Below are 25,536 nucleotides of genomic sequence, written 5' to 3' on the forward strand. Positions count from 1 at the left end.
CGCTTTAGATAAGTACTCGGGACGCGAAGCACATGCGGCTAACCTTGCCTCATCTCACGGTCCGAGTCAACTGATCCCACATTTTGATCACCAAGCGACGCGGAGAATTCCGGATCGGTCGGCAGCAACGCTCTGAGCTGCCGCATTCCGGGGCCGAGGCGGACCATCTGGCTGCGGGCCGGTGCATTCGCCGACGGGGCCGGACGCGGCGCCGGCAGCGGGCGCGGGCCGCTCGGGCGCAGCGTCTGCAGGCGGGACTCGAGGTGCTCGGCCGGGACGCCCCAGCCGAACAGCGAGCCCTGGCCGAGCCGGCAGCCCGCCTCCTCGACCACCTCGCGCTGGGCCGGCGTGCCGATCCCCTCGGCCAGCACCTCCAGCCCGAGCCGGTGCCCGAGCCGGACCACCACGTCGACCAGCGGGGCGGCGGTGCCGGTCCGCGACTCCGGCTCGGCCACCAGCGCGTGGTCGATCTTCAGGATGTCGACCGGCAGGGTGCGCAGCTGGGTGAGCGACGAGTAGCCCGCGCCGAAGTCGTCGAGGGCGATCCGCACCCCGGTCTCGCGCAGCTCGGCCAGCCGGCGGACCAGCTCCTCCATGTCGGTGGCGACCGCGTGCTCGGTCACCTCCAGCACCAGCCGCTGCGGCGGGACGCCCAGCTCGGTCAGAATGTCGGCGACCTGCGCGGCGTAGTCGGCGTTGTGCAGCTCCTTGGGCGACAGGTTCACCGACATCCAGATGTCGTGGCCGGCCGCCAGCCAGTCGGCCAGCTGGCGGCACGCGTTCTCCAGCACCCAGGCGCCGATCCGGTTGATCAGGCCGGACTCCTCGGCCACCGGGATGAACTCGTCGGGGCGGACCGGGCCCAGCTCCGGGTGCGTCCAGCGGAGCAGCGCCTCGCAGCCGACCGGGCGCATCGACGGCAGCGCCACCACCGGCTGGAAGACCAGGCGCAGCTCGCCACGGTCGATCGCGTGGCGCAGCTCGCCGGTCAGCGTGCCGCGGCGGCGCAGCAGCTCGTCGTATCCGGCCTGGTACTGCTCGACCCGATTCTTGCCGCGCTGTTTCGCGTAACGCAGCGCCAGGTCGGCGTCGTGCAGCAGCTCGCCGGTGGAGGCCACGCCGACGCTGGCGGAGAGGAAGATCTGGCCGCCGTCCACCTCGTAAGGCTCGCCGAGCACGGCGAGCAGCCGGTGCGCGGCCAGCATCGCCTCGTCGGCGTCGCCGTGCATCAGCACCGCGAACTCGTCGCCGCCCAGCCGGGCCGCCACGTCGCCGTCCAGCAGGTTGCGCTTGAGCCGGGCGCCGACCTCGGCCAGGACCGCGTCGCCGACGTCGTGGCCGCGCAGGTCGTTGACGGTCTTGAAGCCGTCCATGTCGATGCCGATCAGGGCCTTTTTCTCGGCGTCTCCGAGGAGAGCCAGCCGCAGGCCACGCCGATTCGCCAGACCGGTCAGCGGGTCGGTGTGGGCCAGGTCGCGGAAATGCTTCTCGCGCTGGCGCAGCTGGACCGTGTAACGGCGGACGTCGTCCAGGGCGAGGAACTGGCGGGCGACCAGGGCCAGACCGACGACACTGATCCCGAAATATCCGTACGCGTCGACCGTGCCGCCCTGGCCCAGGTGCCAGCCGAGCGCCGCCACCACGCCGAGCATCGGGATCACCGCGTACGCCCCGCCGCGCTCCAGCACGTCGCCGGTCACCTGGACCGGCTTGTCGGCGGCCCGCACCGCCCAGGCCACCAGGATCAGCCCGGCGCTGAGCAGCAGCACCGAGGTGAGCACCAGCTCGTCGCCCTTGCGGCAGATGCCGCTGGACACCCCGGCCGAGGCGATCGCGGTGAGGCTCACCCCGGCGCCGATCCGCACGGTGTGCCGCCGCGGCCGGTGCGCGTGCAGCGCCAGCACCCCGGTCAGGCCCAGCCCGAGCACCGCCAGCAGGGCCGGCAGGATCACCGCCACGCACTGATAGGGCGTGGCCGAGCCGAGGATCCGGGTCGGGCGGGCCAGCAGCACCCAGCCGACGAACCAGATCGCCGCGGCGATCACCAGCCCGTCCAGCACGTGCCGGAGCGCGGCGGCCGGCCCGCGGGCCGCGCCGGGCAGCGCCACCGTCCCGGCCAGCAGGGTGAGTGTGCCGATCGCCATACCGATCGCCATCGCGGTGGCCAGCGTCCGGGTGCCGGGTGGCCCGCCGTCGTGGTGGTGATGCACCGTGAGCAGGGCGGTGGCCAGGCCGGCCAGCGCCGCCGCGGTGACCAGCGCGCCGCCGACGGCCAGCAGCAGGTGGGCCCGCCGGGCGTCACCGGTGTGCCGGCGGCCCGACTGCCCGAGCAGGGCGACCGCCGGGACGGCGGCGAGCAGGCCGGCGAGGCCCGCCAGCTCCATACCGGACGGTGAGTGCACGGACACACTTTGCCGGATCTCTCTCGATCGCGAAACCCTTTGCGTCCCGCGCTGTGGACGTCCCTGGCGATCCCGGTCCTGGTCGGTGGCACTATGGGGAAATGCCTGAGCTGCGCTCCCGGACCTCGACCCACGGTCGAACGATGGCCGGTGCCCGCGCCCTGTGGCGCGCCACCGGCATGACAGACGACGACTTCGGCAAGCCGATCGTCGCCATCGCCAACAGCTACACCCAGTTCGTACCCGGGCATGTGCACCTCAAGGACCTCGGCGGCCTGGTCGCCGAGTCGATCGCCGCGGCCGGCGGCGTCGGCCGCGAGTTCAACACGATCGCGGTCGACGACGGCATCGCGATGGGCCACGGCGGCATGCTCTACTCGCTGCCCAGCCGCGAGCTGATCGCCGACGCGGTGGAGTACATGGTGAACGCGCACTGCGCCGACGCCCTGGTCTGCATCTCGAACTGCGACAAGATCACTCCGGGCATGCTGATCGCCGCGCTGCGGCTGAACATCCCGACGGTCTTCGTCTCCGGCGGCCCGATGGAGGCCGGCAAGACGGTCGCCATCGAGGGCATCGTCCACGAGAAGCTGGACCTGGTCGACGCGATGAGCGCCGCGGCGAACGACAACGTCACCGACGCCCAGCTGGACACCATCGAGCGCTCCGCCTGCCCGACCTGCGGCTCCTGCTCCGGCATGTTCACCGCCAACTCGATGAACTGCCTGACCGAGGCGATCGGCCTGTCGCTGCCCGGCAACGGGTCGACGCTGGCCACGCACGCCTCCCGCAAGGCGCTGTTCACCGAGGCCGGCCGGCTGATCGTGGAGATCGCCAAGGAGTACTACGAGAAGAACGACGAGTCGGTGCTCCCCCGCTCGATCGCCAGCCGCGACGCGTTCGAGAACGCGGTCGCTCTCGACGTGGCGATGGGCGGCTCCACCAACACGGTGCTGCACCTGCTGGCCGCGGCTCGCGAGGCTGGCCTGGACTTCAGCGTGGCCGACATCGACGCAATCTCGCGCCGGGTGCCCTGCTTGTCCAAGGTTGCTCCGAACAGCCCGAAGTACCACATGGAGGACGTGCACCGGGCGGGTGGCATTCCGGCTCTCCTCGGTGAGCTGCACCGGGGCGGAGCGCTGAAGACGGATGTCCGCGCCGTGCACTCCCCCTCGCTCGACGCCTGGCTTTCCAAGTGGGACATCCGGGGTGATTCGCCCGCTGAGGAGGCGCTGGAACTCTTCCACGCCGCGCCTGGCGGGGTGCGCACCACCGAGCCGTTCAGCACCACCAACCGGTGGGCCTCCCTCGACACCGACGCGGCCGCGGGCTGCATCCGGTCGGTCGAGCACGCGTACACCGTCGACGGCGGCCTGGCCATCCTGTTCGGGAACCTCGCACCCGACGGCTGCGTGGTCAAGACCGCCGGCGTCGACGAATCGATCTGGAAATTCACCGGCCCGGCCCGGGTCTACGAGTCCCAGGACGACGCGGTCACCGGCATCCTCGGCAAGGAGGTCGTCGAGGGCGACGTCGTGATCATCCGCTACGAGGGCCCCAGGGGCGGGCCCGGCATGCAGGAGATGCTCTACCCGACGTCCTTCCTCAAGGGCCGTGGCCTGGGCAAAGCGTGCGCGCTGATCACCGACGGCCGGTTCTCCGGCGGCACGTCCGGCCTCTCCATCGGCCACGTCTCCCCCGAGGCGGCCGGCGGTGGCCTGATCGCCCTGGTCGAGACCGGTGACGAGATCACCATCGACATCCCGGGCCGCAGCATCACGCTGAACGTGCACGACGACGTGCTGGCCCAGCGCCGGCACGAGCAGGAGCGGCGGGCCAAGCCGTACACGCCGGTCGACCGGGAGCGCCCGGTGTCGGCGGCGCTGCGCGCCTACGCGTCGATGGCGACCAGCGCGAGTGACGGGGCTTACCGGCGGGTTCCTGAGTAGGGTTCGCTCTTCTGTCGCGGCCGGCGGCCGGGCAGGGGCGGGATTCCGGTCCCGCGCCGCTGCCCGGTCACCGGCCGCTTCTTTGCTTTCGGTACGACCTGAAGGTCACGTACGCGCGGACCGCCTGATGCCCGCCCCACCTCCGGCAGTGCGCTCGCGCCCATCTCGGCGTCCGCCGCGGCTCCCCCTTCCAAGCGGCGCGCACCAGCCGAAACTCCGGGCTGGCCCTGGTGGCCCTATCCGGCCGCATAACAGGGCCACCAGGACCAGCCCGCAACCGTCGGGCTGGCGCTCACGGCCCTATCCCTGGTTCGGATAGGGCCACCAGGACCAGCCCGTAACTGTCCGGCTGGCGCTCACGGCCCTATCCCCGGGTTCGGATAGGGCCACCAGGACCAGCCCGCAACTGTCCGGCTGGCGCTCACGGCCCTACCCGGACGCACGACAGGGCCACCAGGACCAGCCCGCAACTGTCGGGCTGGCGCTCACGGCCCTACCCCTGGTTCGGATAGGGCCACCAGGACCAGCCCGCAACCGTCGGGCTGGCGCTCACGGCCCTACCCCTGATCCGGATAGGGCCACCAGGACCAGCCCGCAACCGTCGGGCTGGCGCTCACCGCCCTATCACTGGTTCGGATAGGGCCACCAGGACCAGCCCGCAACTGTCCGGCTGGCGCTCATAGCCCTATCCCCGGTTCGGATAGGACCACCAGGACCAGCCCGTAACTGTCGGGCTGGTGCTCACGGCCCTACCCGGACGCATAACGGGGCCACCAGGACCAGCCCGTAACTGTCGGGCTGGCGCTCACGGCCCTACCCGGACGCACGACAGGGCCACCAGGACCAGCCCGTAACTGTCGGGCTGGCGCTCATGGCCCTATCCCTGGTTCGGATAGGGCCTTGAGGGCCAGCTGGGAACTGCGAGGCGGATCTGGGTGGGTCGAGGGGTTCGGAGGGGTACTGGGAATATCAGGTTAGGGACGGGTTTGGGCTGGTCATCGGCTTACTGCAACCAGCGGCCGTGGCCCTGGCACGCGGCTTCGTGGTGGGAACAGATGATGCCCGGCCTTCGGAGAGAAGGCCGGGCATCGCTGTTCGGGGTGACCGGCGCTCGGGCCGGTCGTCAGCGGACCAGAGCGGTCAGCGGGTCAGGGCGGTGGTGGAGCGGGAAGGGCTGGGGCCGTCGGCGTTGACGGCCTGGAGGGTGAAGCGGTAGCGGGTGGTGGCGCGGACGCCGGGTGGGGCTACGAACGTCGTGGACCGGGTGGCGGCCGCGAAGGTGATCACCACGGGGGCGCCGGTGGGCTTGCCCTTGGCGGTGAGGCGCTGGGCGGTCAGGCGGTAGCCGGTGATCGAGAGGCCGCCGGTGGTGGACGGGGTGGTCCAGCGGAGGGTGGCCGTGACGGCGCCGCCGAGCCGGCCGGGGGTGGCCTTCAGGGAGCGCGGGGCGGACGGGGTGGTGTGCGGGGTGACCGGCTTGGTCACGGCGGACCAGGGGCCGGCGCCGAGGCGGTTCACGGCGCGGACCTGGAAGTGGTAGGCGGTGCCGTTGGTGAGGCGGGTGACGGTCTGGGCGGATGCCGAGCCCGCGGCGGTGCGGAGGGCGCCGACCTGGTGGTTCTTGGCATCCAGGACGCGGATCTCGTAGCGCAGGATCGGGGAGCCGCCGTTGCTGACCGGGGCGGTCCAGCGGACCACGGTCAGGGACTTGCCGGCGGTCGGGACGCCGATCCGGGCAGCGCCGGGGACGGTGCGGACGGTGGTCGGCGGGGTGGTCGGGGTGGTGGGCGTGGTCACTGGACCACCGGTCGGGGTCGGGGTCGGTGACGTGGTCGGGTGGCCGGGCCCCGTGCCGGGGTTGCCGGTGCCGCCGCCATTGCCGGAGCCGCTGCCGGACCCAGTGCCGCTACCGGAGCCGGTGCCGCTACCGGAGCCGGAGCCAGTGCCGCTACCGGAGCCAGTGCCGCTACCGGAGCCGGAGCCAGTGCCGGAGCCAGTGCCCGAGCCAGTGCCGCTACCGGAGCCGGTGCCGGAGCCAGTGCCGGAACCGGAGCCAGTGCCGGAACCGGAGCCAGTGCCGGAACCGGAGCCAGTGCCGGAACCGGAGCCGGTGCCGGAGCCGGTGCCGGTGCCGGTGCCGGTGCCGGTGCCGGTGCCGGAGGAGGTGGACGGGGTGGGGTTGGTGGTGGACGGGGCCGGGATGACGCGGTTGGAGATGGCGGAGAACTCGCTGGCGCCGGCGGCATTCACCGCGCGGACCCAGAAGGCGTAGGGCAGGCCGTTGGTGAGGCCGGTGAAGGTCAGTTCGGTCGCGTCCGGGCCGGTCGCGTCGACGCCCACCACGATGCCGGTCTCGTCGTCGAGGACCTGGATCTCGTAGCCGTAGATCGGGGTTCCGCCGTCGTTGGCCGGAGCGGTCCAGCGCACCACGGCGCTCTCGTCTCCACCGGTGGCCGCCCCGATGGCCGGAGCATCCGGAGCCACCGGCGTGACGGGCCGCCTCGGAGCCGGATTCGTCGGAACGGGGATGGCCGGAACCGGAATCGTGGGAACCGGGATGGCCGGAACCGGAATGGTCGGAAGCGGGATCGTCGGAAGCGGGATCGTCGGAAGCGGGATCGTCGGAAGCGGGATCGTCGGAAGGGGGATCGTCGGAAGCGGAGTGATCGGCGCGGGCGTGGTGATAACGGGAGACGCGGTCGTCGGGTCTGCGGTCACGGCCGGACCACCGTCACCGGTCTCGGTCCCCTCGCCGACCCCGGTGCCTTCGCCAGGCTCGGTGCCGCCGCCGGGGCCAGCCGGGTCGGCCGGGTCGGCGGGATCGGCCGGGCCGGCAGGCTCGGCGGGATCGGCGGGATCGGCGGGATCGGCGGGCTCCGCCGGGGCGGCGGGATCGGCGGGCTCCGCCGGGTCGGCGCCCTCGGTGCCGGCGACCGGCGTCACCGCCGCCGACGGCGTGCTGTAAGCCCCGGCCCCGGCCCCGGTCTCGGCCCGCACCGCGAAGGTGTAAGCCACCCCGTTGCTCAGCCCGTCCACCACCAGGTTCCGCGTGCCGGCCGGCAGCGCCGTCTCCACGGTCCCGGCCGTGCTGGTCCGCCGCAGGGTCAGACCGGTCAGTCCGGCGCCGTCCGGCACGGTGATCAGCAGGGTGGCCGACCCGTCGCCGGCGAACGCCGACACACCGAGGAAGGCGGACAGCCCCGTCACGTCCACGGTCTGGTCGTCGAACTTGAGCAGCTCGACGTTGCGCACCGTGTCGGTGCCGTCCGGCCCGGAGACCTGGACGCCGCCGGCGATCGGCGTGATCGCGTAGGCCGACCGGTTCCCGGCGAAGACCGCGGTGTCGACGTCGCGGGCCGGGGACGTGGCGATCTCGCGTACCGTAAAGATGTCCTTGGGGTTGATCTTGCCGGCGAAGACGTCGGCCTCGAGCTCGGACATGCTCCGCGCCGAGCGGATCTCGGTGCCGTCCGCGTCGCGGACGCTGAGGCGGACCGTGAGGTATCGGTCGCCGTCCAGGATGTCGTCGCCGCCGCGGCCCTGGAGGATGTCGTTGCCCGGCCCGCCGAGCAGGATGTTGCCCGCGCCCCAGACGTTGCCGTGCAGGTCACAGGGCCGGCCGGTCTGGTTGCCGACCGCCGAGACCGGCGTGGTCAGCGACGTGACGACCTGGTCGAGGCCGTGGATCCGGGCGACGCCGGCCGCGTCCAGGGCGTCGCAGCCGAGGAAGCCGCCGCCACCGACGGAGGACGGGGTGAGGTCGTCGCCGCGCAGGGTGTCGTCCTGGGTGCCGCCGGAGAGGGCTTCCACCTCGTTGTAGCGGTCCCGAAGGCCGATGGTCAGGCCGTCCAGCGGCGCGAGCGGCAACGCCAGGTCCGAGTCGATCTTTTCCGAACCGGCGATCGACCAGTCGTAGCCCGAGCCGCCGGCGTTCTTCTCGATACCGGGGCCCTGGACGCCGATGTCGTCGCCGCCCTCCATGTCGTAGTCGTCGTCGCCGCCCTGCCCGATCAGCACGTCGTTGCCGGGCTTGTTGGAGTCGTCGAGGAAGAACAGGTTGCCGCTGTCGCCCTGGAGCAGGTCGGGCGAGTTGCCGCCCTCCTCCCAGTCGTCGCCGGCGTCGCCCCAGACGCTGTCCTCGCCGTCCCCGGCGATCACGAAGTCGTCGCCCTCGCCGGCGAACGTCTCGTTCGCGTTCGCGCCGCCGTCGGTGAAGTCCTTGCCGTCGCCGGCCAGCACGATGTCCAGGCCCGGACCGGCGTCGATGGCGTCGTTGCCGGGACCGCCGCGGGGCAGGTCGTCACCGCCGGCGTCGGTCATGATGTCGTCGCCCTCGCCGCCGACCACCGCGTCGTTGCCGGGGCCGCCCTCCAGCACGTCGTCGCCCTCGGCGCCCCAGACGGTGTCGTTGTCGTTGCCGGCGCTGACCCGGTCGGTGCCCTCGGTGCCGAGCCAGACCGTCTGCGGGTTGACGGCGGAGCGGTTGCGCTGCTTGACGGTGCCGTCGGCGAGACGGATCAGCTGCGCCGACTCGTCGCACTCGGAGAGCGGGTCGTCGAGGACGCGGTTGCCGGAGAAGGTGAGGCGGGACAGGTCGTACGTGCAGTCGGCGGTGGCGAACGAGTCGGCCCGCAGCCCCTGCACGCCGGTGTTCCGCATGATCATCTCGGCGAAGGTGTTGCCTTCGAGCTGGGCGCGCAGGTTCATCCCGGGCGTGCGGGCCAGGTAGTAGAGCCGGTCGCCGTTCTGCAGCGCGGTCAGCTGGGTCTCGAAGACGTAGTCGAAGGTGCTGCCGAGCAGGCCGCCGAACGGCTGGTTGGTCTCGGCGAGCCCGCCGATCCACAGGTCGATGTCGTCGACGCCGGAGGCCGAGGCGGGTGCGTTCATGAAGTCGGCGCCGGCGGGCGAGTCGATCAGCTGCTGCGCCGCCGCACGCTTGGCGGCGACGGTGGAGGCCGCGCGGATCGACGGGTCTGTTCCGTAGGCCGCGATGAAGTTCACCAGCGACGCCGGGTGCTTCAGGTTCTCCCCGAAGTCGACCCAGCTGACGTACGGCGCGAGCCGCCCGTCGTTGGTCCGGTCGTGCAGCGCCCGCCGGAACACGTTGAGCGGCGGCACCCCCTCCGACCGGCCCCGGGCGATGTTGATCGCGGCCAGGTCGGTGGGCAGCCCGAGCAGCTTGTTGCGCAGCGTGTCGGTGACGAACTCGTCGATGTCGTTGCCGACCTGCTGGGACATCCCGGTGACCACCTCGCCGGCGGCCTGTTCCGGGCTGAGCGTGCCGTTGTCGGTGAACGCGGCCGGGTTGAGGAAGCCGTCCAGCAACGGCAGCGAGTCGTCGCTCCCGTCGGCGGCGGTCCGGGAGATCGTCTCGGTCAGCATCGAGTGCCCGAACCGGTAGACGGCGTGCGCGAACTCCGCGTAGATCGCCGGGTTGAGCTCGGCCTGGGTGAACGCGAACGGCTGGAACGGGTTGATCGCCGGCTGGATCTTGCGGGCGAACTCCTCGAAGACCAGGTGCTGGTATTCCATCTCGTTGATGAACTTGGCGGCCTGGAAAACGCGGGTGCCGGTCCACTCAGCAGAAGAACCGACGATGCGCTCGATGTCGCCGACCAGGCGGTTGTGCTCGGAGTGGAAGATCTGATGCACCGCGGTGAGGCCGATGTTCTCGTTGACCCGGCCGTCGCCGGCGATGTAGTGCTGGTCGAGCAGCGCGGCGTCGTATCCCGGCTTGGACGGGTCGGCGGCGTGCGCGATGTCGGTCAGGAACGGCGTGTCGAAGTGCAGCACGTTCGCCGGGACCGCGACCGGCGCGGCGGTGTCGCCCTCGACCAGGCCGGTGCTGGTGACGTACTGCGGGAGGCCGCGGGCCGGGCCGGGGACGAAGTTTCCGTACGCGTCGGCCAACACCGTCGGCACGTTCAGGGCGTCCGCGTCGGTGAGACGCAGGCCCAGGGTGGAAAGAGCCTGGTTCTTGACGTCGGCCCAGGTGGGCAGGCCGCCCGCGGCGCCGCCGAGCAGCCGGCCGGTGGCGTGCGCGGTGGTGTCGTACTCGCGCAGGAAGACCTGGTGGGCGGCGTGCGAGGTGTAGGTCTGCGAGTTGTCGACGTAGGGGGTGTCGGTGTTCTTCGCGTCGCTGCCGCCGGCCGCCCGGCTGAGCACCATGAACCGCAGCGAGGGCGGCAGGTGCTCGCTGATCACCAGCGGGTCGTCGGCGGCGAGCGGGATGATCACCGCGGTGCTGCCCTTGACCGTCTGGTCGACGCCGTGGTCGAAGAACTGCCCGAACAGCGTGAACCAGGAGTTGTAGGGCGCGGAGAGCCCGGCGTCCGGGGTGACGTTCGGGATGCCGCCGGCCGGGTCGCCGCCGTGCGCCGCCGCGACCGCGGCCGGGTTGGCCGCGCTCTGGTCGGCGATCAGGTTGCTGATCACGCGGGGCTGCGGGTCGGCCGCGTTCGCGCCGGTGTAGCCGCCGCGGTACTGGGCCTTGACCAGGCGCGGGAAGGTCTGGTCCGACGAGCCGTACTTCTCCTGGCCGGCCGTCAGGTGGTTGCAGCTGCCGTCCACGGTCCGCAGGCCCATCGAGAGCAGCGGGCTGGCCAGCTGGTGGGGTCCGGTGCCGAGCAGCGCGCCACACGGGCCGGTGGCGCTGGTCGTATTGGCGACATGCGCCTCAGCGATCTTGATCTGCTTGAGGATGTAGGCCAGATCGGCCTCGGTGACGGTGAATCCCTGACCGATCGGTGCGGCCTGCGCGGCGGGCGCCACCAGGACCGCGGTGACCAGCATGGCCACCATGACGACGACGGAACGGAGCTTCGGCAACGGACGCCCTCCCAGGACGACGCGAGATGCCCGTTTAGCACGGGAATTTCGTACATGTTGGGATGGGCGGCTGAGGTCCAGCTTTAGCCGAACTGAAGCAGGCCACCCCGCTTCGCGAGATGGCCTGTTTCCGGTGCGTTCTTCACTTGCTGTCCGCTTCACGCACGGTCCGCTTGCTGCTTCCGTACGCAAAAACGCGGTCAATGTCCTTGATGTTCTCCGGTGGCATTGAGCTCGGGGACGCCGTTGGAGAGGTCGACACCCTCCCCCGGCGACGTGGCCGAGACGGTCACCCGATCGGCCGAGGTCCCGGCCGCCCGCGCCATCGCCTCCCGGACCTTGCCGATCTCCCCGTCGCTGAGCAGTGGCCCGAAGTAGCCGACGGTCAGCCCGGCCGGCTGCACGGTGGTCACGTAGTGGTTGAGCGAGTCGCTCAGGATGCCCTCGGCGTCCTCGCGCTGCTTGGCCTGCTCCGGCGTCACGCCGGTGGTCATCACCGCGAACGTGACGTCGTGCACCAGCACGTTCTGGGTGATGTAGAAGGCCACGTCACCCGGCTGACGGTCGCGCATGAAGGCCTCGGCGCGCTGCACCGGGACGCCCTCCGGCAGCACGACCGCGACCTCCGGCACCAGGTAGGTGAGCATCTCCTTGCTGAAGACCGCGAACGACACGTCGGTCAGCTCGCCGATGCCGTCCGCCTTCGCCGCGGCGCGCAGCTCGGCGCGGACGTGCTCGCGGTCGGCGTCCCGGGCCGGGTGCACGGCGATCGCCGCCCGTTTGCGCACCATCGGCCCGTCGAACGTGGTGGTGGCCCAGTCGTCCCCGGCGTCGTCACTGATCGTGGCGGCCTGCGCCGGCGTCCCGGCCGGGGGCGTGGCGAACCACCCACCCGACCAGGCCGCCACGCCGACCGCGACCAGCACCATGGCCAGCGTCAGCGCGATCCCGCGCAGCTTGCCCGGCATCAGGTGCCCAGCGGGTAGCTGGGCGCGTAGGTCACCGGAACCTCGACCTCGGTCTCGTCCCAGGCCGGGTCCGCGGTGATCGGATTGTTGGTCTCCAGGTCACCGACCGCGAACTGGATCATCATGTCGCTGTCCTCGTGGACCAGGTTGTGACAGTGCGTCATGTACCGGCCGCCGGCGTTGCCGTCGCCGGTGGTGAACTGCATGAGCGCCGTGACCGTCTCGTTCTCGCCCAGGTAGAAGACGTCCTTGCCGCCGCCCTCCCACGGATGCGCCTTGCCGTTGGAGGTGGTGTTGCGCGCGATGATCTGCGCGTCGATCAGGTGGATGTGGAACGAGTGGAACCAGCCGCCGGACTCGTTGACCAGGTCCCAGATCTCCACGTCGTACGGCTTGGGGTTGCCCAGGACCCGGGTGAACTCGGAGCGCTCGACGTCCGCCCAGGTCTCCCCGTTGACGGTCCACTCGCTGTTCTTGCGCTGCACGCGCAGCCGGCGCCGGGCGGTGGCCATGTCCGGGGTCAGCTTGTTGACCTCGATCGCGCCCCGGTTGGCGAACGGCTGCGGGCCCAGGTCCAGCGCCGTGGGGATCTGGTAGGTGTCGGCCGGACCGGAGTCGGCGACCACCTCGAACTGCATGATCTTGCCGGTGTTGGCGAAGTCGACGTTGTTCTTGTTGCTCAGGTTCTGCAACTCGATCTTCTGGCCGACCTTGTACTTCCGGAAGTCGATCAGCACCTCGTAGCGCTCGGCGCCGCCCTGCCGCCAGGACTGCACGGCGTTCACCTTCGGCGTCATGCCGGCGTCGTTGCCCACCACGTAGAACGGCTCGCCGGTGCTCAGCGCGAACCGGAAGGACCGGGAGATGGTGGCCGCCAGCACCCGGAACCGGTACACCCGCGGCTTGACCTTCATCTTCGGCCACGGCACGCCGTTGACCAGAATGACGTCGCCCATGTAGCCGGCGTTGCCGTCCGGCTCGAAGGACGCCGAGCCGTCGGCGTTGAACGAGATGTCGCTGACGATCAGCGGCACGTCGAACTCACCCTGCGGCAATTGCGCCGTCTCGTAGGGATCTTTCAGGTGGTACTGGGCGGCCAGGCCGGCGTACACGTTCTGCGCGGTGTCCCCATGGTTGTGATCGTGGTACCAAAGGGTCCGTCCCTGCTGCCAGTTCGGGTACTTGTATCGCTTCACCTGACCGGGTTTTGTCTGATCATTGGCGTACCCGTCGTACTGCGGCAGAGAGGCGGAGCCGTGCAGGTGGGTGACGGTGCTGAACGGACGGCCGTTGAGCGTGTTCGTGCTCGGCAGGGCGTTGCAGATCCGGACCTCGGTCCGGGTGCCCTGCTGCACCCGGATGGTCGGGCCCGGGAAGATGCCGTTGTAACCGGCGATCGTGGTGGTCAGGCCGGGGAGGATGCTCGCGCGTCCGAGCTTCTGGGTGAGCCGGTACTTCTGGAACGGGCCCTTCTCGTCCACGCCCTCCTCGGCCGGCATCAGCACCGGCGGCCGGCGGAACAGGTTCGTGTACGGCGTGGGCATGTTCTTGGACGAGAGCTTGCTGGACAGCCCCAGCGCCTCGCCGCCGGCGGTCATCACGATCAAGCCACCGCCACCGACCGCCAGCGCGCCCTTCAACAGGTCGCGCCGGCTCAGACTCCCACGTGCCATCGGTCACCTCTTCTTCGCATGGCTTGCACAGGGATCAGCACCGTAGAAACACGCACTGAGGGGTTCCGTTGGCGATGCTGAGGTCGTCTTCTCAAGTCCGGCGCGGATCGGGCGATCTCCAGAACGTGGGACTGCGCGTCAGCGTTCTTGGACAACTCACCGTCACCGACGGTGCGGGCGCTGTGCTGCCCGCCGGTGAGCTGCCGCGCCGTGCCCGTCAGGTGCTGGCCGTGCTGGCCGCCCGGCACGACCGGATCCAGTCGAAGGACGCGCTGGCCGACGCGGTGTGGGGCGAGGACCTGCCGGGCAACCACGCGGGCGCGCTGGAGCACTACGTCTCGGTGATCCGCCGCCGGCTTCAGCCGCAGGGCTCCCCGGCGAACTGGTTCATCGTGACCCGCAGCGGCGGCTACCTGTTCGACACCGGCCGCGCCTGTCTCGACCTGGCCGACCTGCGGCAGCTGCTGCGCAAGCTGGACTCGCTGCCGCCCGGCGAGCAGCGGCTGCCGGTGCACGAGCAGATCCTGGAGCTGGCCCGGGAGCTGCCGTTCCCGGAGGACCCGTACGCCGACTGGGCCGACCCGGTCCGCGCCGAGGTCTCCGTCGCCGCGGTGAACGCCCTGCTCAAGCTGGCCGACGCGGCCCTCGCCCAGGACGCCCCGCGCTCGCTGCGGCTGGCCCAGGAGGCGATCGAGCTCAACCCGTTCCTGGAGTCCAGCTATCAGGCCGCGATGACCGCGGCGGTGGCGATGGGCCGCCCGGACGACGCGCTGCGCATCTTCGAGCGCTGCCGGCAGGTGCTGGACAGCGAGCTGGGCGTGGCGCCCTCGGCCGAGCTGGCCCAGATCAAGCGGGAGGTGCTGGCCAGCCGGTCGACCGAGGCGCCACCGCCGGCCCCGCCGCCGGTCGCCGCCCCCGCGCCGCACGTCCCGGTCGTGCCCAGCGAGCGTTTCCTGGGCCGGGTCGCCGAGATCCGTCTGATGCTGGAGCCGGAGACGCCTCCGGTGGTGCACATCGTCGGGCCGAGCGGCACCGGCAAGTCGGCGTTCCTGACCGAGCTGGGCCGGCACGCGCCGGGCCGGGTCGGGATCGGGGACGCCGGGCCGGCCGTCGGCGTGCTGCGCCTGGCCTGGCTGCGCAGCGCGCTGACCGACCTGGACGCGAAGCCCGAGGCGATCGAGGCGGTCGAGCGGGCGCAGCCCGACCAGCCGCTGGACCAGGCCGCCCTGGAACTGATCGCGACCACCTTCGACCGAGCCGAGCAGGTCTACCTGGCCGTCGACGACGCCCGGGACCTGGACGCGGCCAGCGTCGCGGAGCTGGCCTGGCTGAGCCGGCACTGCCCGGCGCTGCGGCTGGTGCTGGCCTACGAGTACCCGTCGCAGATCGCCGGGCGGCCGGTCGCCGGGCTGGGCACCCCGGTGGTGCTGCGGCTCAGCCCGCTCACCGCCGAGGAACTGGCGCCGCTCGGCGACCCCGGCCTGCGTGAGCTGACCGGCGGGATCCCGGCCCTGGTCGCGGTGGCCCGGCGGTCGCACGAGGTGGCGAGCGCGGTGGCCATGCAGATCGCCCGCCGGCGTACCGAGTGGATGCCGTCGCTGGCCTGGGAGGTGCTGCGGGTCACCGCGGTGCTCGGCGACCTGGGCGCCGCCGAGCTGGCGACGCTCACCGGGCAGCCGGTCACCGACGTGCTGGCCGCCGTCGACGCCCTCGTGCACGCGTGCCTGCTGAGCGAGGGCCCGAACGGGCAGGTCGGGCACGCGAGCACGCTGGTGCGCGAGGCCGTGGCCGCTCAGGTCTCCGCCGCGACCGGGATCTACCTGCGCAAACAGTTGGCGGCGGCCTCCTGAGGGAGACCGCCGCCAGTATTGCCGTGCCGGGTGCCTAGTTGGTGACGGTGACCGCCTGGGCGAGCGCCACCCCGCCGGTCGAGGTGACCAGGCTGATCGTCCGGACCGCGCCCGGCTGCGGGCCGGTGACCCGGATGCTGAACGCGCCGGTGGCGTCCACCGGGCCGGTCCCGATCACCCGGCCGGTGAGGGTGTCACCCAGCACCGCGGTGATCCGCTGCCCGGCGATCAGGCTGCTGGTGCCGCTGATCCGCCATTCGTTGTTCCCGGTCCGGTAACGGGTCGTGATCCCACCGGGGAAGCTCTCCGCCGCCGGCCGGACGGTGACCCGGTCGGTGGTGGCGCCGCTCGGGTTGGTCACGGTCAGCTCGAGCACCACCGGGTCGTTGTTGTAGACGAAGGTGGCGTTCGGGCCGGGCGACGCGGGCAGCGCCTGCACCGGGAAGGTGAAGCCCGGCTTCGCCGAGGCGGCGCCCACGAGGGTCACGGCCGGGCCGGACACCTGCTTCCAGGCGTACGTCTCGACTCCGGTCGACGCGGACCCGTCCAGGGTGACCGCCTTGCCGCGGACCACGGTCTGGTCCGCTCCGGCCTCCGCGGTCGGCGTGGCGGCCGCGGTCACCGTCACGGACACCGTGGCCGGCAGGCCCTCGCCGCCCGGACCGGTCACGATCAGCTGGAACGCGTAGTCACCGGGCTCGGTCGGCACGAACGACGCCGACGCCGTGGTGCCGCCGGTCAGGGTCACCGCCGGGCCGGCGGTCTGGGTCCACCGGTACGAGTCGATCTCGCCGGTCGACCCGGTGCCGTCCAGCTTGACGACCTGGTTGACCACCGAGGTCCGGTCCGCGGTGGCCCCGGCGACCGGAACACCCGGGCCGAACACGGCACCCGAGCCGGTCAGGGACGCGGTGGCGACGCCGCCGCTCGACGAGGTCACGGTGATCGCGGCCGGGGGCGCCTTCACGCCGGTGAACGGCTGACCGGTGATCGGGCCGTACCCGGTCACGCTCAGCACGCCCGGGGTGTCGTCCCGGTCGCTGCTGCTCGCGGCCACGGTCAGGGTCTCCGCGTCGGCGTCGTACTCGGCCTTGGTGACCTGCACGACGTCGACCAGCTTGCGGGTCTTCTTGGCCATCGGGCGGTCCTGGGCGTTGACCACCTCGATGGTGGGGTTCGCCGGCAGCGACCCGGTCAGCGGGAACCGGCCGTAGTAGTGACCGTCGCCCGAGCCGCGCAGCCGGGTGCCGCGAATGCCGAGCGCCGGGTTGTTGGCGACCTCGATGACCTGGTCGGGCTCGCTGGTGGCGTACACCTCGACCACGCCCTTGCCGTCCGAGCCGGTGGTGTAGGTGGCCTGGTCGACGTCGACGCCGGCGTTGGTGGCGTACCGGCCCTGGACGCTGAAGGTGTCGGTGAAGCCGACCTGGGAGAGCGTCGCGCCGGTCCGCGGGTCGAGCTCCTCGATCCGCACGAAGTTGGTGCCGTACGGGCTGCCGACCACCTTGTGCTCGACGCCCGGGTCGCCGGTGTAGCCGGCCGGGGCGGCCGGGCCGACCGACGGGTCCCACTTCAGGAACGGGCCGACCCGGCCGTTCAGCACCTGGCCGAACGCGCCGGGCGTGGTGCCGGCGTCCTCGGTCATCCGGACGCCCTTGTCGTCGGCGGTGAGGTCGTCGATGCCGTACGGATGGGTGATCCGGAACCGCTTGCCGGCGGCGGCCGGGAACCGGATGCGGACCCGGCCGAAGACCATCTGGTCACCCGGCACGACCGCGTCGTTGGCCCAGGCACCCTCGACGTTCAGGCCGATCACGGCCTTGGAACCGTCGTTGAGGGTCAGCGTGGCGTCGACCAGCTGGTAGAAGAACTCGCCCGGGAAGTTGTCCGGGTAGGAGACCGGCAGGTCGGGGTTGGGCACCTCGTCCGGCAGGGTGGCGCAGAGCGGGTCGTCCAGGGTCGTGCAGGCCTCCAGGCGGGCGCCGGTGCTGTCCCGGTACCAGGAGGGGAAGCCGTGCTCGGCGATCGGGCCGACCTGGGTGAGCCGGCCGTCGCGGGCGGTCGGCGGAGTGACCACGGTGGCGTTGGCGCTCCCCGCGAGCGGCGCGACAACCGCCAGCGTCACCCCGGCGGTGATCGACCATCGCAGCAGATGGTTTTTCATCGGACTCCTCGGTTTTGTCAAGGTGCGCCACCTTGACGGGCCGGACCGAGGACCGGCTCTCGGAAAACTGAGTGATTCCTGAGTCCTCTCTGGCAAATCCCTTGGGGCCGGAAATCCGTAAGGCTTACCCGACGACGCCCCCGAGAGGGTTCTCGATTGATCTCCCGCCGACTTAACCGGTCAAGTACACTCACTACACACGTCGGCTGGCTAAACTCGGCGGGACCTGAGGAGACTGAGTTTGAAACGGCCCACGATCGCCGACATCGCCCGGCGAGCGGGCGTGTCCAAAGGCGCCGTGTCCTACGCCTTGAACGGGCAGCCCGGTGTCTCCGAGGCCACCCGCAAACGGATCCTCGCCATCGCGCAGGAGATCGGCTTCAACGCCAACAGCGCCGCCCGCGCGCTCTCCGGGGCACGGGCCCGCGCCGTCGGCCTGACCCTCTGCCGGCCCGCCCGGATCCTCGGCATCGAGCCCTGGTTCATGGGCCTGATCAGCGGTTTCGAGGCCGAGCTCGGCGCACAGTCCTACGCCCTGACGCTCCAGGTGGTGGCCACCCCGGAGCAGGAGGTGGAGGTCTACCGCCGCTGGTGGGGCGAGCGCCGGATCGACGGCGTGATCGTCACCGACCTCCGCGAGCACGACATCCGCATGCCGGTGCTCCAGCAGCTCCAGCTGCCCGCCGTCGTGCTCGGCGGCTCCGGCGACGCCGGCGGGGTGACCCAGATCTGGTCCGACGACGGCGGCGCGATCACCGAGGCGGTGCGCTACCTGGTGGCGCTCGGCCACTCCCGGATCGCCCGGGTCAGCGGCATGCCCGACCTGCTGCATACCCAGGTCCGCACGAGCGCGTTCAACGACGTCTGCGCGTCGCTGGGGCTGGGCGACGCGGTGACCGTGCCGGCCGATTACACCGGCGAGGAGGGCAGCCGGGCCACCCGGCGGCTGCTGATCGGCGGCGACCGGCCGACCGCGATCATCTATGACAACGACGTGATGGCGGTGGCCGGGCTGGCCGTGGCGCAGGAGATGGGGCTGTCCGTGCCGGGCGACCTGTCGATCGTGGCCTGGGACGACTCGCCGCTGTGCAGCCTGGTGCACCCGTCGCTGACCGCGCTCAGCCGGGACGTCTCGGGTTACGGCGCGCAGGCCGCGCGGGAGCTGCTGAACGCGATCGACGGCAAGAAGGTGGGGAACGTCAAGGCGCAGACGGCGCACCTGACGCCGCGCGGGAGCACCGCCCCACCGCGCTCCTGAGCCGGGGTTTCACGGGGCTCCCCGCCGTACCGTAAGCATTTGATCCGGCGTCTTTGATCTTTTGGGCGCGCGGCGCGCTCATCGGCCGCGGTCCGCGCGATGGCTTTCCAGGTACGCCTCGATGCGCTCGGCCGGCGCCGGGTTGGCCAGCGCGAAACCCTGCCCGAGCCGGCACCCCGCCGCGAGCGCCCGCTCGATCTGCTCCGGCGTCTCCAGTCCCTTCGCCACGATCTCCAGCCCGAGCCGCCGGGCCAGCCCGACCACCACCTGCAACACGCCCGCCTCGGACGCCTCGCCGGCCAGCGACGCGTTCAGCTTCAGCATGTCCACCGGCAACCGCCGCAGGTGTGCCAGCGACGTCTGGCCGGAGCCGAAGTCGTCCAGCGCGGCCCGCACGCCGAGGCGCCGCAGCCCGGTCAGCGCCGCCACCACGGCCGGCACGTCCTCGGCGATCCAGGTCTCGGCGACCTCGACGACCAGCCGCTCCGGGGCGATGCCGTGCCGGCGCAGCGTAGTGCTCACCTGCTCGGGGAAACGGGCGGTGAGCAACTCCTTGGGTCGAATGTTGACCGCCAGCCAGAAGTCCTCGTCGCCGCCGGCCCAGCCGCTCAGTTGCCGGCAGGCCGCGTCCAGCGCCCACTCGTCCAGCTCGGCGGTGACGCCCAGCGCCGCGGCGATCGGCAGGAACTCGCCCGGCATGATCGTGCCGAGCTCCGGGTGCCGCCAGCGCAGCAGCGCCTCGACCCCGGCCGGATGGCCGTCCCGCAACCCGGTCACCGGCTGGAAGACCAGGTCCAGCTCGCCCCGGCCGGCCGCGCCGAGCAGCTGCCGTTCCAGCTCCATCCGGCGGTGCAGCTGGAGCTCGACGTCCGGGTCGTACCACTCCACCCGGTCCCGGCCGAGCTGGCGGGCCCGCTGCCGGGCCAGGTCGGCGTGCCGCAGCACCTCGTCCGGGTCGGCCGAGTCGGCCAGCTCGGCCAGGCCCACCGTGGTGTGCAGGATGACGTCGGCACCGGGCAGCCGGCAGGGCTCGCCGAGGACGGCCACGATCCGGGTGGCCAGCGCGTAAGCCTGCACCGCCGAGTCCGGGGTGAGCACCGCGAACTCGTCGCCGCCGAGCCGGGCCGGCACGTCCTCGCCGCCGGTCAGCCCGCGCAGCCGGCGGGCCACCTCGGTCAGCACCGCGTCGCCGACCTCGCGGCCGCGGGTGTCGTTCACCTCGGCCAGCCCGTGCAGGTCGACCACCAGCAGGGTGCCGCGCCGGCCGGGCCGCTCGTGGAAGGTGTGCAGGTCCCGCATCAGCGCCCGCCGGTTGGCCAGGCCGGTGAGCTGGTCCAGGAACGCCAGTTTGTGCAGCGTGCGCTCCAGGTGCCGGCGCTCGCCGACGTCCCGCACGTGCACCACCAGCGCGGCCACCTCGGGCACCGCGCGCTGGTCGGAGATGGTCGACTCGGTGTCCCGCCAGAGCCGGGTGCCGTCCCGCATCCGGGCGTTGACCAGCACCGGCGGACCGCCGTCGTGCTCACCGGCGAGGACCGAGCCGATCACCGCGAGCGCGTCCTCGGTGTCCTCCGGGTGGATCAGCTCCGGGAACGGCCGGCCGACCACCTCGGCGTCGCGCAGCCCGAACAACCGGGCCGCGGCGGGCGACTGCCACTGCACGGTGAGCCGCTCGTCGAGCACCAGGGTGAGGTCGGTGGCGCCGGCGACCAGCGAACGGAAGTGCGCCTCGGCCACCCGCAACCGGCCCGCGTACCGCCGGATGTCGTGGACCACCAGTAGCTCGCGCAGGACCAGCACGGTGACCATCACCAGGCCGAAGACGATCGCCTCGGTGTCGAAGCCCGGCCCGGTCAGCAGGTGCCAGGCCGCGGCGATCACGCCGACCGCGGCCGGGATGCCGAGCAGCGGATAACTCGCCAGGTACTGATCCGGGTTGCGCGGCGTCGCGGGCGGTGGCGGCAGGTCGCGGCGGGAGCCACCGGCGGCGGCCGCGGCCAGGCCGGCCACCATCGGCAGACCCAGCAACGGCACGGCCGGTCCGGTCACGCCCAGCGCCAGCACCTCGGCCAGCGCAGCGAGCGCGATCAGCACCACCGCCGCCCCGAGGCCGCACCAGACCGCGGGCACGGGGCGGGGCCGGGCCCGCAGCACCACCACGGTCACGATCGAGACACCGGCCGCGGTGATCAGCAGGGCCGGCAGCGCGGCCGGGCGGGGCTGCCCGTCGGGCGGAATCAGGTAGGCCGCGAAGCCGAGGCTGACGCCGAGCCCCAGGCCGTCGAACCCGCGGCGCAGCCGGACCGGCCAGGTCCGCGCGGCGCCGGGCAGCAGCGCGGCGCCCACCACGTAGCACCCGGCGGCGACCCCCAGGCCCACGCTCACCCAGGTGACCGTGCCGGCCGGGGACCACCACGGGACCAGCACGGTAAGTGCGGTGGCCAGCGCGCCCATCCCGACGAAACCGGCGCCCCGGCAGGCGGCGAAGGCCCGCTCGGTGTGGTGGATGGCGAGCGCCGTGTCGACCAGATAGGCCGTGGCGCAGAGACCGGTGACGCCGACCGCGAGGGCCAGCGCGACCGGGCCGGGCAGCAGGCCGGCGGCGCCGGCGAACAGCACCAGCGCTGCCAGCGGTGCGACGGTGAGAAGCACCAGCCGGCCGGTGTCCCGGGGCACAGCCACGACAAGTCCTCTGCGTTCGTGCCCGGGGAAGGCGGCTCCCGGCGGGCGGGGGCGGAACAAGAGGTCGTTGCACCCGCCCAACGACGGCGGGCGGGGTAGGTTACGGGTCGGTAGGAAATCGGCCTCTTCCCGGATCGTCGACCATGGACGGACGCCGGTCAACTCGGGCCTGTGGAAAACCCGCACCGGTCGGGTGGGAGGATGGGAACGTGAGCCAGCGTCCCGTAGTCCGCGTCCGCAAGTCCGGCACCGCTCTGGTGGCCGCCGTGATCGCGTTCGTCGGCGCCGTGCCCCTGGCCGGCGTTTCCTGGACGTTCGCTCCGGTGCTGCTGATCCCGATCGTCGTGTTCGCCTGGGCCTGGCGGGCCGGCACCGACGTCTACCCCGACCGGCTGCGGGTCCGCGCCCTGTTCGGCGGCAACGTGGTGCCCTGGAGCCGGATCGTCGAGCTCGCCCCGGACCAGCGCGGCCGGGTGTCCGCCCTGCTGGACAACGGCAATGTGATCCGGCTGACCGCCGTCACCCGGGAGAACCTGTCGCTGGTGCTGGCCGCGGCGGGCAAGGCCCCGGCCGACGAGGACGCCGCCGACGCCGCCGACGCGGAGTCGTAACCGGCTCCCCGGGAACTGTCAGGGGCCACGGTTACCCTGGTCGGCAGACAAGCTAGGGGGTGGTTCAGCCGTGCGTTCCCGCCGGGGCCGTGCCGCGGTCGCGACATGCGCCGTCGTGCTGGCGCTGACCTCGGGGTGCAGCTTCGGCCCACCCGGGCCCGACCAGGCCGGCACCGCGCCGAACCTGCCGGGGCCGTCGATCGCCGCCACCGCGAGCGCCAGTCCCGGTGGCGAGCAGGAGGTCGCCGTCACCGTGCTGGCCAAGGGTCTCGACGTGCCCTGGGGCATCGCCTTCCTGCCGGACGGGTCGGCCCTGGTCACCGAGCGGGACACGGCCCGGATCCTGAAGGTGGGCCCCGGGTCGGACGCCGACGGCCTCCAGGTCGGCGAGGCGGCCCGGCTCGCCGAGGTGCGCGCCTCCGGCGACGGCGGCCTGCTCGGCATCGCCGTCTCGCCGAAATACGCGTCCGACAAGACCGTCTTCGTCTACTACTCCACCGCCACCGACAACCGCGTCGGCAAGCTGGTGCTGGGCAAGCCGGTGCAGCCGATCGTCACCGGCATCCCCCGCTCCGTCCAGCAGAACGGCGGGGCCCTGGCCTTCGGCCCGGACGGCTTTCTGTACGCCGGCACCGGCGACGGCACCCCGGCCGGCGCCCAGGCGCAGGATCCGAAAAGCCTCGGCGGCAAGATCCTGCGGATGACCACGGCCGGCAAGCCCGCACCGGGCAACCCGGTGCCGACGTCGCTGGTCTGGTCCTCCGGCCACCGCAACGTGCAGGGCCTGACCTGGGACAAGACCAAGCGGATGTTCGCCACCGAGAACACCCAGCCCAAGTTCAGCGAGCTGAACGTGGTGCAGAAGGGTAAGAACTACGGCTGGCCGAAGGCCGACGGCGCCGCCACCGGCAAGAAATTCGTCAACCCGCTGATGAGCTGGCCGACCGACCAGTCCTCGTGCGGCGGGGTGGCAACCCTGGACACCCTGGTGGCCACCGCCTGCCTGCTCGGCAAACGCATCTACATGATCGACGTCACCGGCAACGGCACCGTCCTGGGCAAGGCGCAGGAGCTGCTCACCGACAAGTACGGCCGGCTGCGCGCGCTGGTCGCCGCACCGGACGGCTCGCTCTGGGTGAGCACCTCCAACCAGGAGGACGCCGGCGAGCCGGATCCGGAGGACGACCGCCTGATCAGGCTCGTCTTCTCGGACGGCGGCGCCGGCCGGAGCTGAGACGGTCATGACTGTTTCACGCGAGCCGGGGCGGGGCAGGTGAGCCGCGATGAGTGATCTCTCCGGACGCCTGCACGCCCTGGCCGCCCGGTCCGCCCGGGTGTGGCGGCACCGCTGGTTCCGGCGCGTCCGGGTTGCCGCCGCGGTCGGGGTCGTCAGCCTCACCGCCGCGATGATCGGGGTGATGCTGTTCGCGCACGCCGGGATCAACGTGGGACCGTTCCGCGCCGAGATGTCGATCAGCCCCAGCCTGGCCGGCGGCACCGAGGTGGACATCCCGCCGCTCGGCTCGCTGCACCTGGACAGCCATCGGGGCACCCTGCACCTGAAGGTGGCGCTCGGCTCGCTCGACCAGAGCCGCACCGAGGAGCTGATCGACAACCCGACGGCGATCAGCTCGGCCGGCGACCGCGCGGTCGACGAGGTCACCGCCGGGGTGACCCGCCTGGCGCTGCGGATGGTCGGGCTGGCCGTGCTGAGCGCGATCCTGGCCGCCGCCCTGATCTTCCGCAACGTGCGGCGCACCGCCGCGGCCGGGCTGACCGCGCTGGTCGCCAGCACCGGCAGCATCGCCCTGGCCGCGGCCACCGTCCGGCCGGACGCGATCAGCGAGCCACGTTACGAGGGCTTGCTGGTCAACGCGCCGGCCGTGGTCGGTGACGCCCGGCGGATCGCGGACAACTACGGGCGGTACGCCGAGCAGCTCCAGCAGATCGTCAGCAACGTGAGCCGGATCTACACCACCGTGTCGGCGCTGCCGGTCTACGAGCCGGCCGGCAACACCACCCGCATCCTGCACGTGTCCGACCTGCATCTGAACCCGGCCTCGTGGGGCCTGATCCGCACCGTGGTGGAGACCTTCGACATCGACGCGGTGATCGACACCGGCGACATGGTCGACTGGGGCAGCAGCGCCGAGACGGGCTTCGCCGCGTCGATCCCGTCGATCAAGGTGCCGTACATCTATGTGCGCGGCAACCACGACTCGATCAGCATCCAGTCCGCGGTGGCCCGCCAGCGCAACGCGATCGTGCTGGACGACAAGATCACCACGGTGGACGGGGTGACCATCGCCGGGATCGGCGACCCGCAGTTCACCCCGGACAAGAGCGAGACCAACAAGGCCGGCGACAACTCCGGCACCGAGCTGCTCACCGCCACCGGCGAGCGGCTGGCCACCACGATCCGCGACTCCGGCAAGAAGGTGGACATCGCCCTGGTCCACGACCCGGAGATGGCGCCACCGCTGTCCGGCGTGGTGCCGCTGGTCCTGGCCGGGCACAGACACGCCCGCTCGGTCGCGATGCTGCCGGCCCCGGCGGCGCCGACACCGGACGCGTCGGCCTCGCCGTCGCCCTCGCCGTCGCCGTCCAGCGGGGCGGTGGAGGGGCCGATGCCGACCCGGTTGATGGTCGAGGGTTCCACCGGCGGGGCCGGGTTGCGCGGGCTGGAGCACGAGGAGCCGACGCCGCTGTCGCTGTCGGTGCTGTACTTCGACGAGAACCACACGTTGAAGGCCTACGACGACATCCAGCTGGGTGGTACCGGGCAGTCCAACGTCGAGATGCAGCGGAAGGTGATCGGGCTGGGGGACGAGGCGCCTACGCCTACGCCGGCTTCCGGGGCTTCCTCGACGCCGGTGAGCCAGCCGAGCCGCTGACCGCGGCCGGTGGGTGGTCGGTCAGCAGGTCAGGGTGGGGCGGTCAGCAGCTCGGGGTGAGGGCGCTCAGCAATCCCGGCGTGGCCGCTCAGCGATCCGGCGCGCTGGCGGTCAGCGGTCCGGGCACAGGACGGTCCAGGCGTGGGGCGGTCAGCGACCCCGGCGCACCAGCGGTCAGCGGTCCAGGCACAGAATGGTCCGGGCACAGGACGATCCGGGCGCGGGGCGGGCAGCGACCCCGGCGCACCAGCGGTCAG

The 25,536-nt window shown here is 72.0% G+C and carries 12 protein-coding genes; 6 read left to right on the forward strand and 6 right to left on the reverse strand.

What is annotated here, in order from left to right:
• Positions 1-38: 38 nt before the first annotated feature.
• Positions 39-2,384 (reverse strand): putative bifunctional diguanylate cyclase/phosphodiesterase, encoded by a 2,346-nt coding sequence (locus Aiant_RS15845; RefSeq protein ID WP_189328973.1) that lies wholly within the window; start codon positions 2,382-2,384, stop codon positions 39-41.
• A gap of 119 nt (positions 2,385-2,503) precedes the next feature.
• On the opposite strand from Aiant_RS15845, the gene ilvD reads away from it, so the two are divergent.
• Positions 2,504-4,351, forward strand: coding sequence for a dihydroxy-acid dehydratase (gene ilvD / locus Aiant_RS15850; protein ID WP_189328770.1), 1,848 nt, complete (start codon positions 2,504-2,506; stop codon positions 4,349-4,351).
• A gap of 1,140 nt (positions 4,352-5,491) precedes the next feature.
• On the opposite strand, the gene Aiant_RS15855 is transcribed toward ilvD, so the two are convergent.
• From Aiant_RS15855 to Aiant_RS15865, 3 genes are all read right to left on the reverse strand, one after another.
• Positions 5,492-11,179 (reverse strand): peroxidase family protein, encoded by a 5,688-nt coding sequence (locus Aiant_RS15855; protein ID WP_189328769.1) that lies wholly within the window; start codon positions 11,177-11,179, stop codon positions 5,492-5,494.
• A 200-nt stretch (positions 11,180-11,379) separates the two neighbouring features.
• Positions 11,380-12,147: a hypothetical protein gene (locus Aiant_RS15860; protein WP_189328768.1), complete on the reverse strand. Its 768-nt coding sequence runs from the start codon at positions 12,145-12,147 to the stop codon at positions 11,380-11,382.
• Positions 12,147-13,820 carry a multicopper oxidase family protein gene (locus Aiant_RS15865; protein WP_189328767.1) on the reverse strand — a complete coding sequence of 558 codons (1,674 nt, stop codon included), beginning with the start codon at positions 13,818-13,820 and terminating at the stop codon, positions 12,147-12,149. Before Aiant_RS15865 ends, Aiant_RS15860 begins: the two co-directional genes overlap by 1 nt.
• A gap of 125 nt (positions 13,821-13,945) precedes the next feature.
• Between Aiant_RS15865 and Aiant_RS15870 the strand changes: the two genes are divergently transcribed.
• A complete protein-coding gene (locus Aiant_RS15870) occupies positions 13,946-15,670 on the forward strand; it encodes an AfsR/SARP family transcriptional regulator (RefSeq protein WP_189328766.1) in 1,725 nt (574 codons plus the stop codon).
• A gap of 34 nt (positions 15,671-15,704) precedes the next feature.
• On the opposite strand, the gene Aiant_RS15875 is transcribed toward Aiant_RS15870, so the two are convergent.
• A complete protein-coding gene (locus Aiant_RS15875) occupies positions 15,705-17,834 on the reverse strand; it encodes a PKD domain-containing protein (RefSeq protein ID WP_189328765.1) in 2,130 nt (709 codons plus the stop codon).
• A 235-nt stretch (positions 17,835-18,069) separates the two neighbouring features.
• Here Aiant_RS15875 and Aiant_RS15880 point away from each other — a divergent pair, with 235 nt between their 5' ends.
• Positions 18,070-19,092, forward strand: a complete 1,023-nt coding sequence (locus Aiant_RS15880) for a LacI family DNA-binding transcriptional regulator (RefSeq protein ID WP_189328972.1) — start codon at positions 18,070-18,072, stop codon at positions 19,090-19,092.
• A 78-nt stretch (positions 19,093-19,170) separates the two neighbouring features.
• Here the strand turns inward: Aiant_RS15880 and Aiant_RS15885 are convergent, their stop codons facing one another.
• Complete coding sequence (locus tag Aiant_RS15885; RefSeq protein WP_229829838.1) at positions 19,171-21,774, reverse strand: EAL domain-containing protein; 2,604 nt, start codon at positions 21,772-21,774, stop codon at positions 19,171-19,173.
• 209 nt (positions 21,775-21,983) lie between these two features.
• Between Aiant_RS15885 and Aiant_RS15890 the strand changes: the two genes are divergently transcribed.
• The 3 genes from Aiant_RS15890 to Aiant_RS15900 all read left to right on the forward strand — a co-directional run bounded on the left by Aiant_RS15890 (position 21,984) and on the right by Aiant_RS15900 (position 25,279).
• Entirely contained in the window at positions 21,984-22,385 is a 402-nt protein-coding gene (locus Aiant_RS15890) for a PH domain-containing protein (RefSeq protein ID WP_229829837.1), read from the forward strand.
• 70 nt (positions 22,386-22,455) lie between these two features.
• Positions 22,456-23,619, forward strand: a complete 1,164-nt coding sequence (locus Aiant_RS15895; protein WP_189328763.1) for a PQQ-dependent sugar dehydrogenase — start codon at positions 22,456-22,458, stop codon at positions 23,617-23,619.
• A gap of 49 nt (positions 23,620-23,668) precedes the next feature.
• Entirely contained in the window at positions 23,669-25,279 is a 1,611-nt protein-coding gene (locus Aiant_RS15900; RefSeq protein WP_189328762.1) for a metallophosphoesterase family protein, read from the forward strand.
• The last annotated feature ends 257 nt before the right edge of the window (positions 25,280-25,536 follow it).

The sequence above is a fragment of the Actinoplanes ianthinogenes genome (assembly GCF_018324205.1).
In the GTDB taxonomy this organism is placed as follows: domain Bacteria; phylum Actinomycetota; class Actinomycetes; order Mycobacteriales; family Micromonosporaceae; genus Actinoplanes; species Actinoplanes ianthinogenes.

What these genes read in the sequence shown, in the direction of transcription:
- Aiant_RS15860 (WP_189328768.1), bottom strand. Translation starts at nt 12,147, where the DNA reads ATGCCGGGCAAGCTGCGCGGGATCGCGCTGACGCTGGCCATGGTGCTG.
- Aiant_RS15845 (WP_189328973.1), bottom strand. Translation starts at nt 2,384, where the DNA reads ATGGAGCTGGCGGGCCTCGCCGGCCTGCTCGCCGCCGTCCCGGCGGTC.
- Aiant_RS15865 (WP_189328767.1), bottom strand. Translation starts at nt 13,820, where the DNA reads ATGGCACGTGGGAGTCTGAGCCGGCGCGACCTGTTGAAGGGCGCGCTG.
- ilvD (WP_189328770.1), top strand. Translation starts at nt 2,504, where the DNA reads ATGCCTGAGCTGCGCTCCCGGACCTCGACCCACGGTCGAACGATGGCC.
- Aiant_RS15900 (WP_189328762.1), top strand. Translation starts at nt 23,669, where the DNA reads ATGAGTGATCTCTCCGGACGCCTGCACGCCCTGGCCGCCCGGTCCGCC.
- Aiant_RS15875 (WP_189328765.1), bottom strand. Translation starts at nt 17,834, where the DNA reads ATGAAAAACCATCTGCTGCGATGGTCGATCACCGCCGGGGTGACGCTG.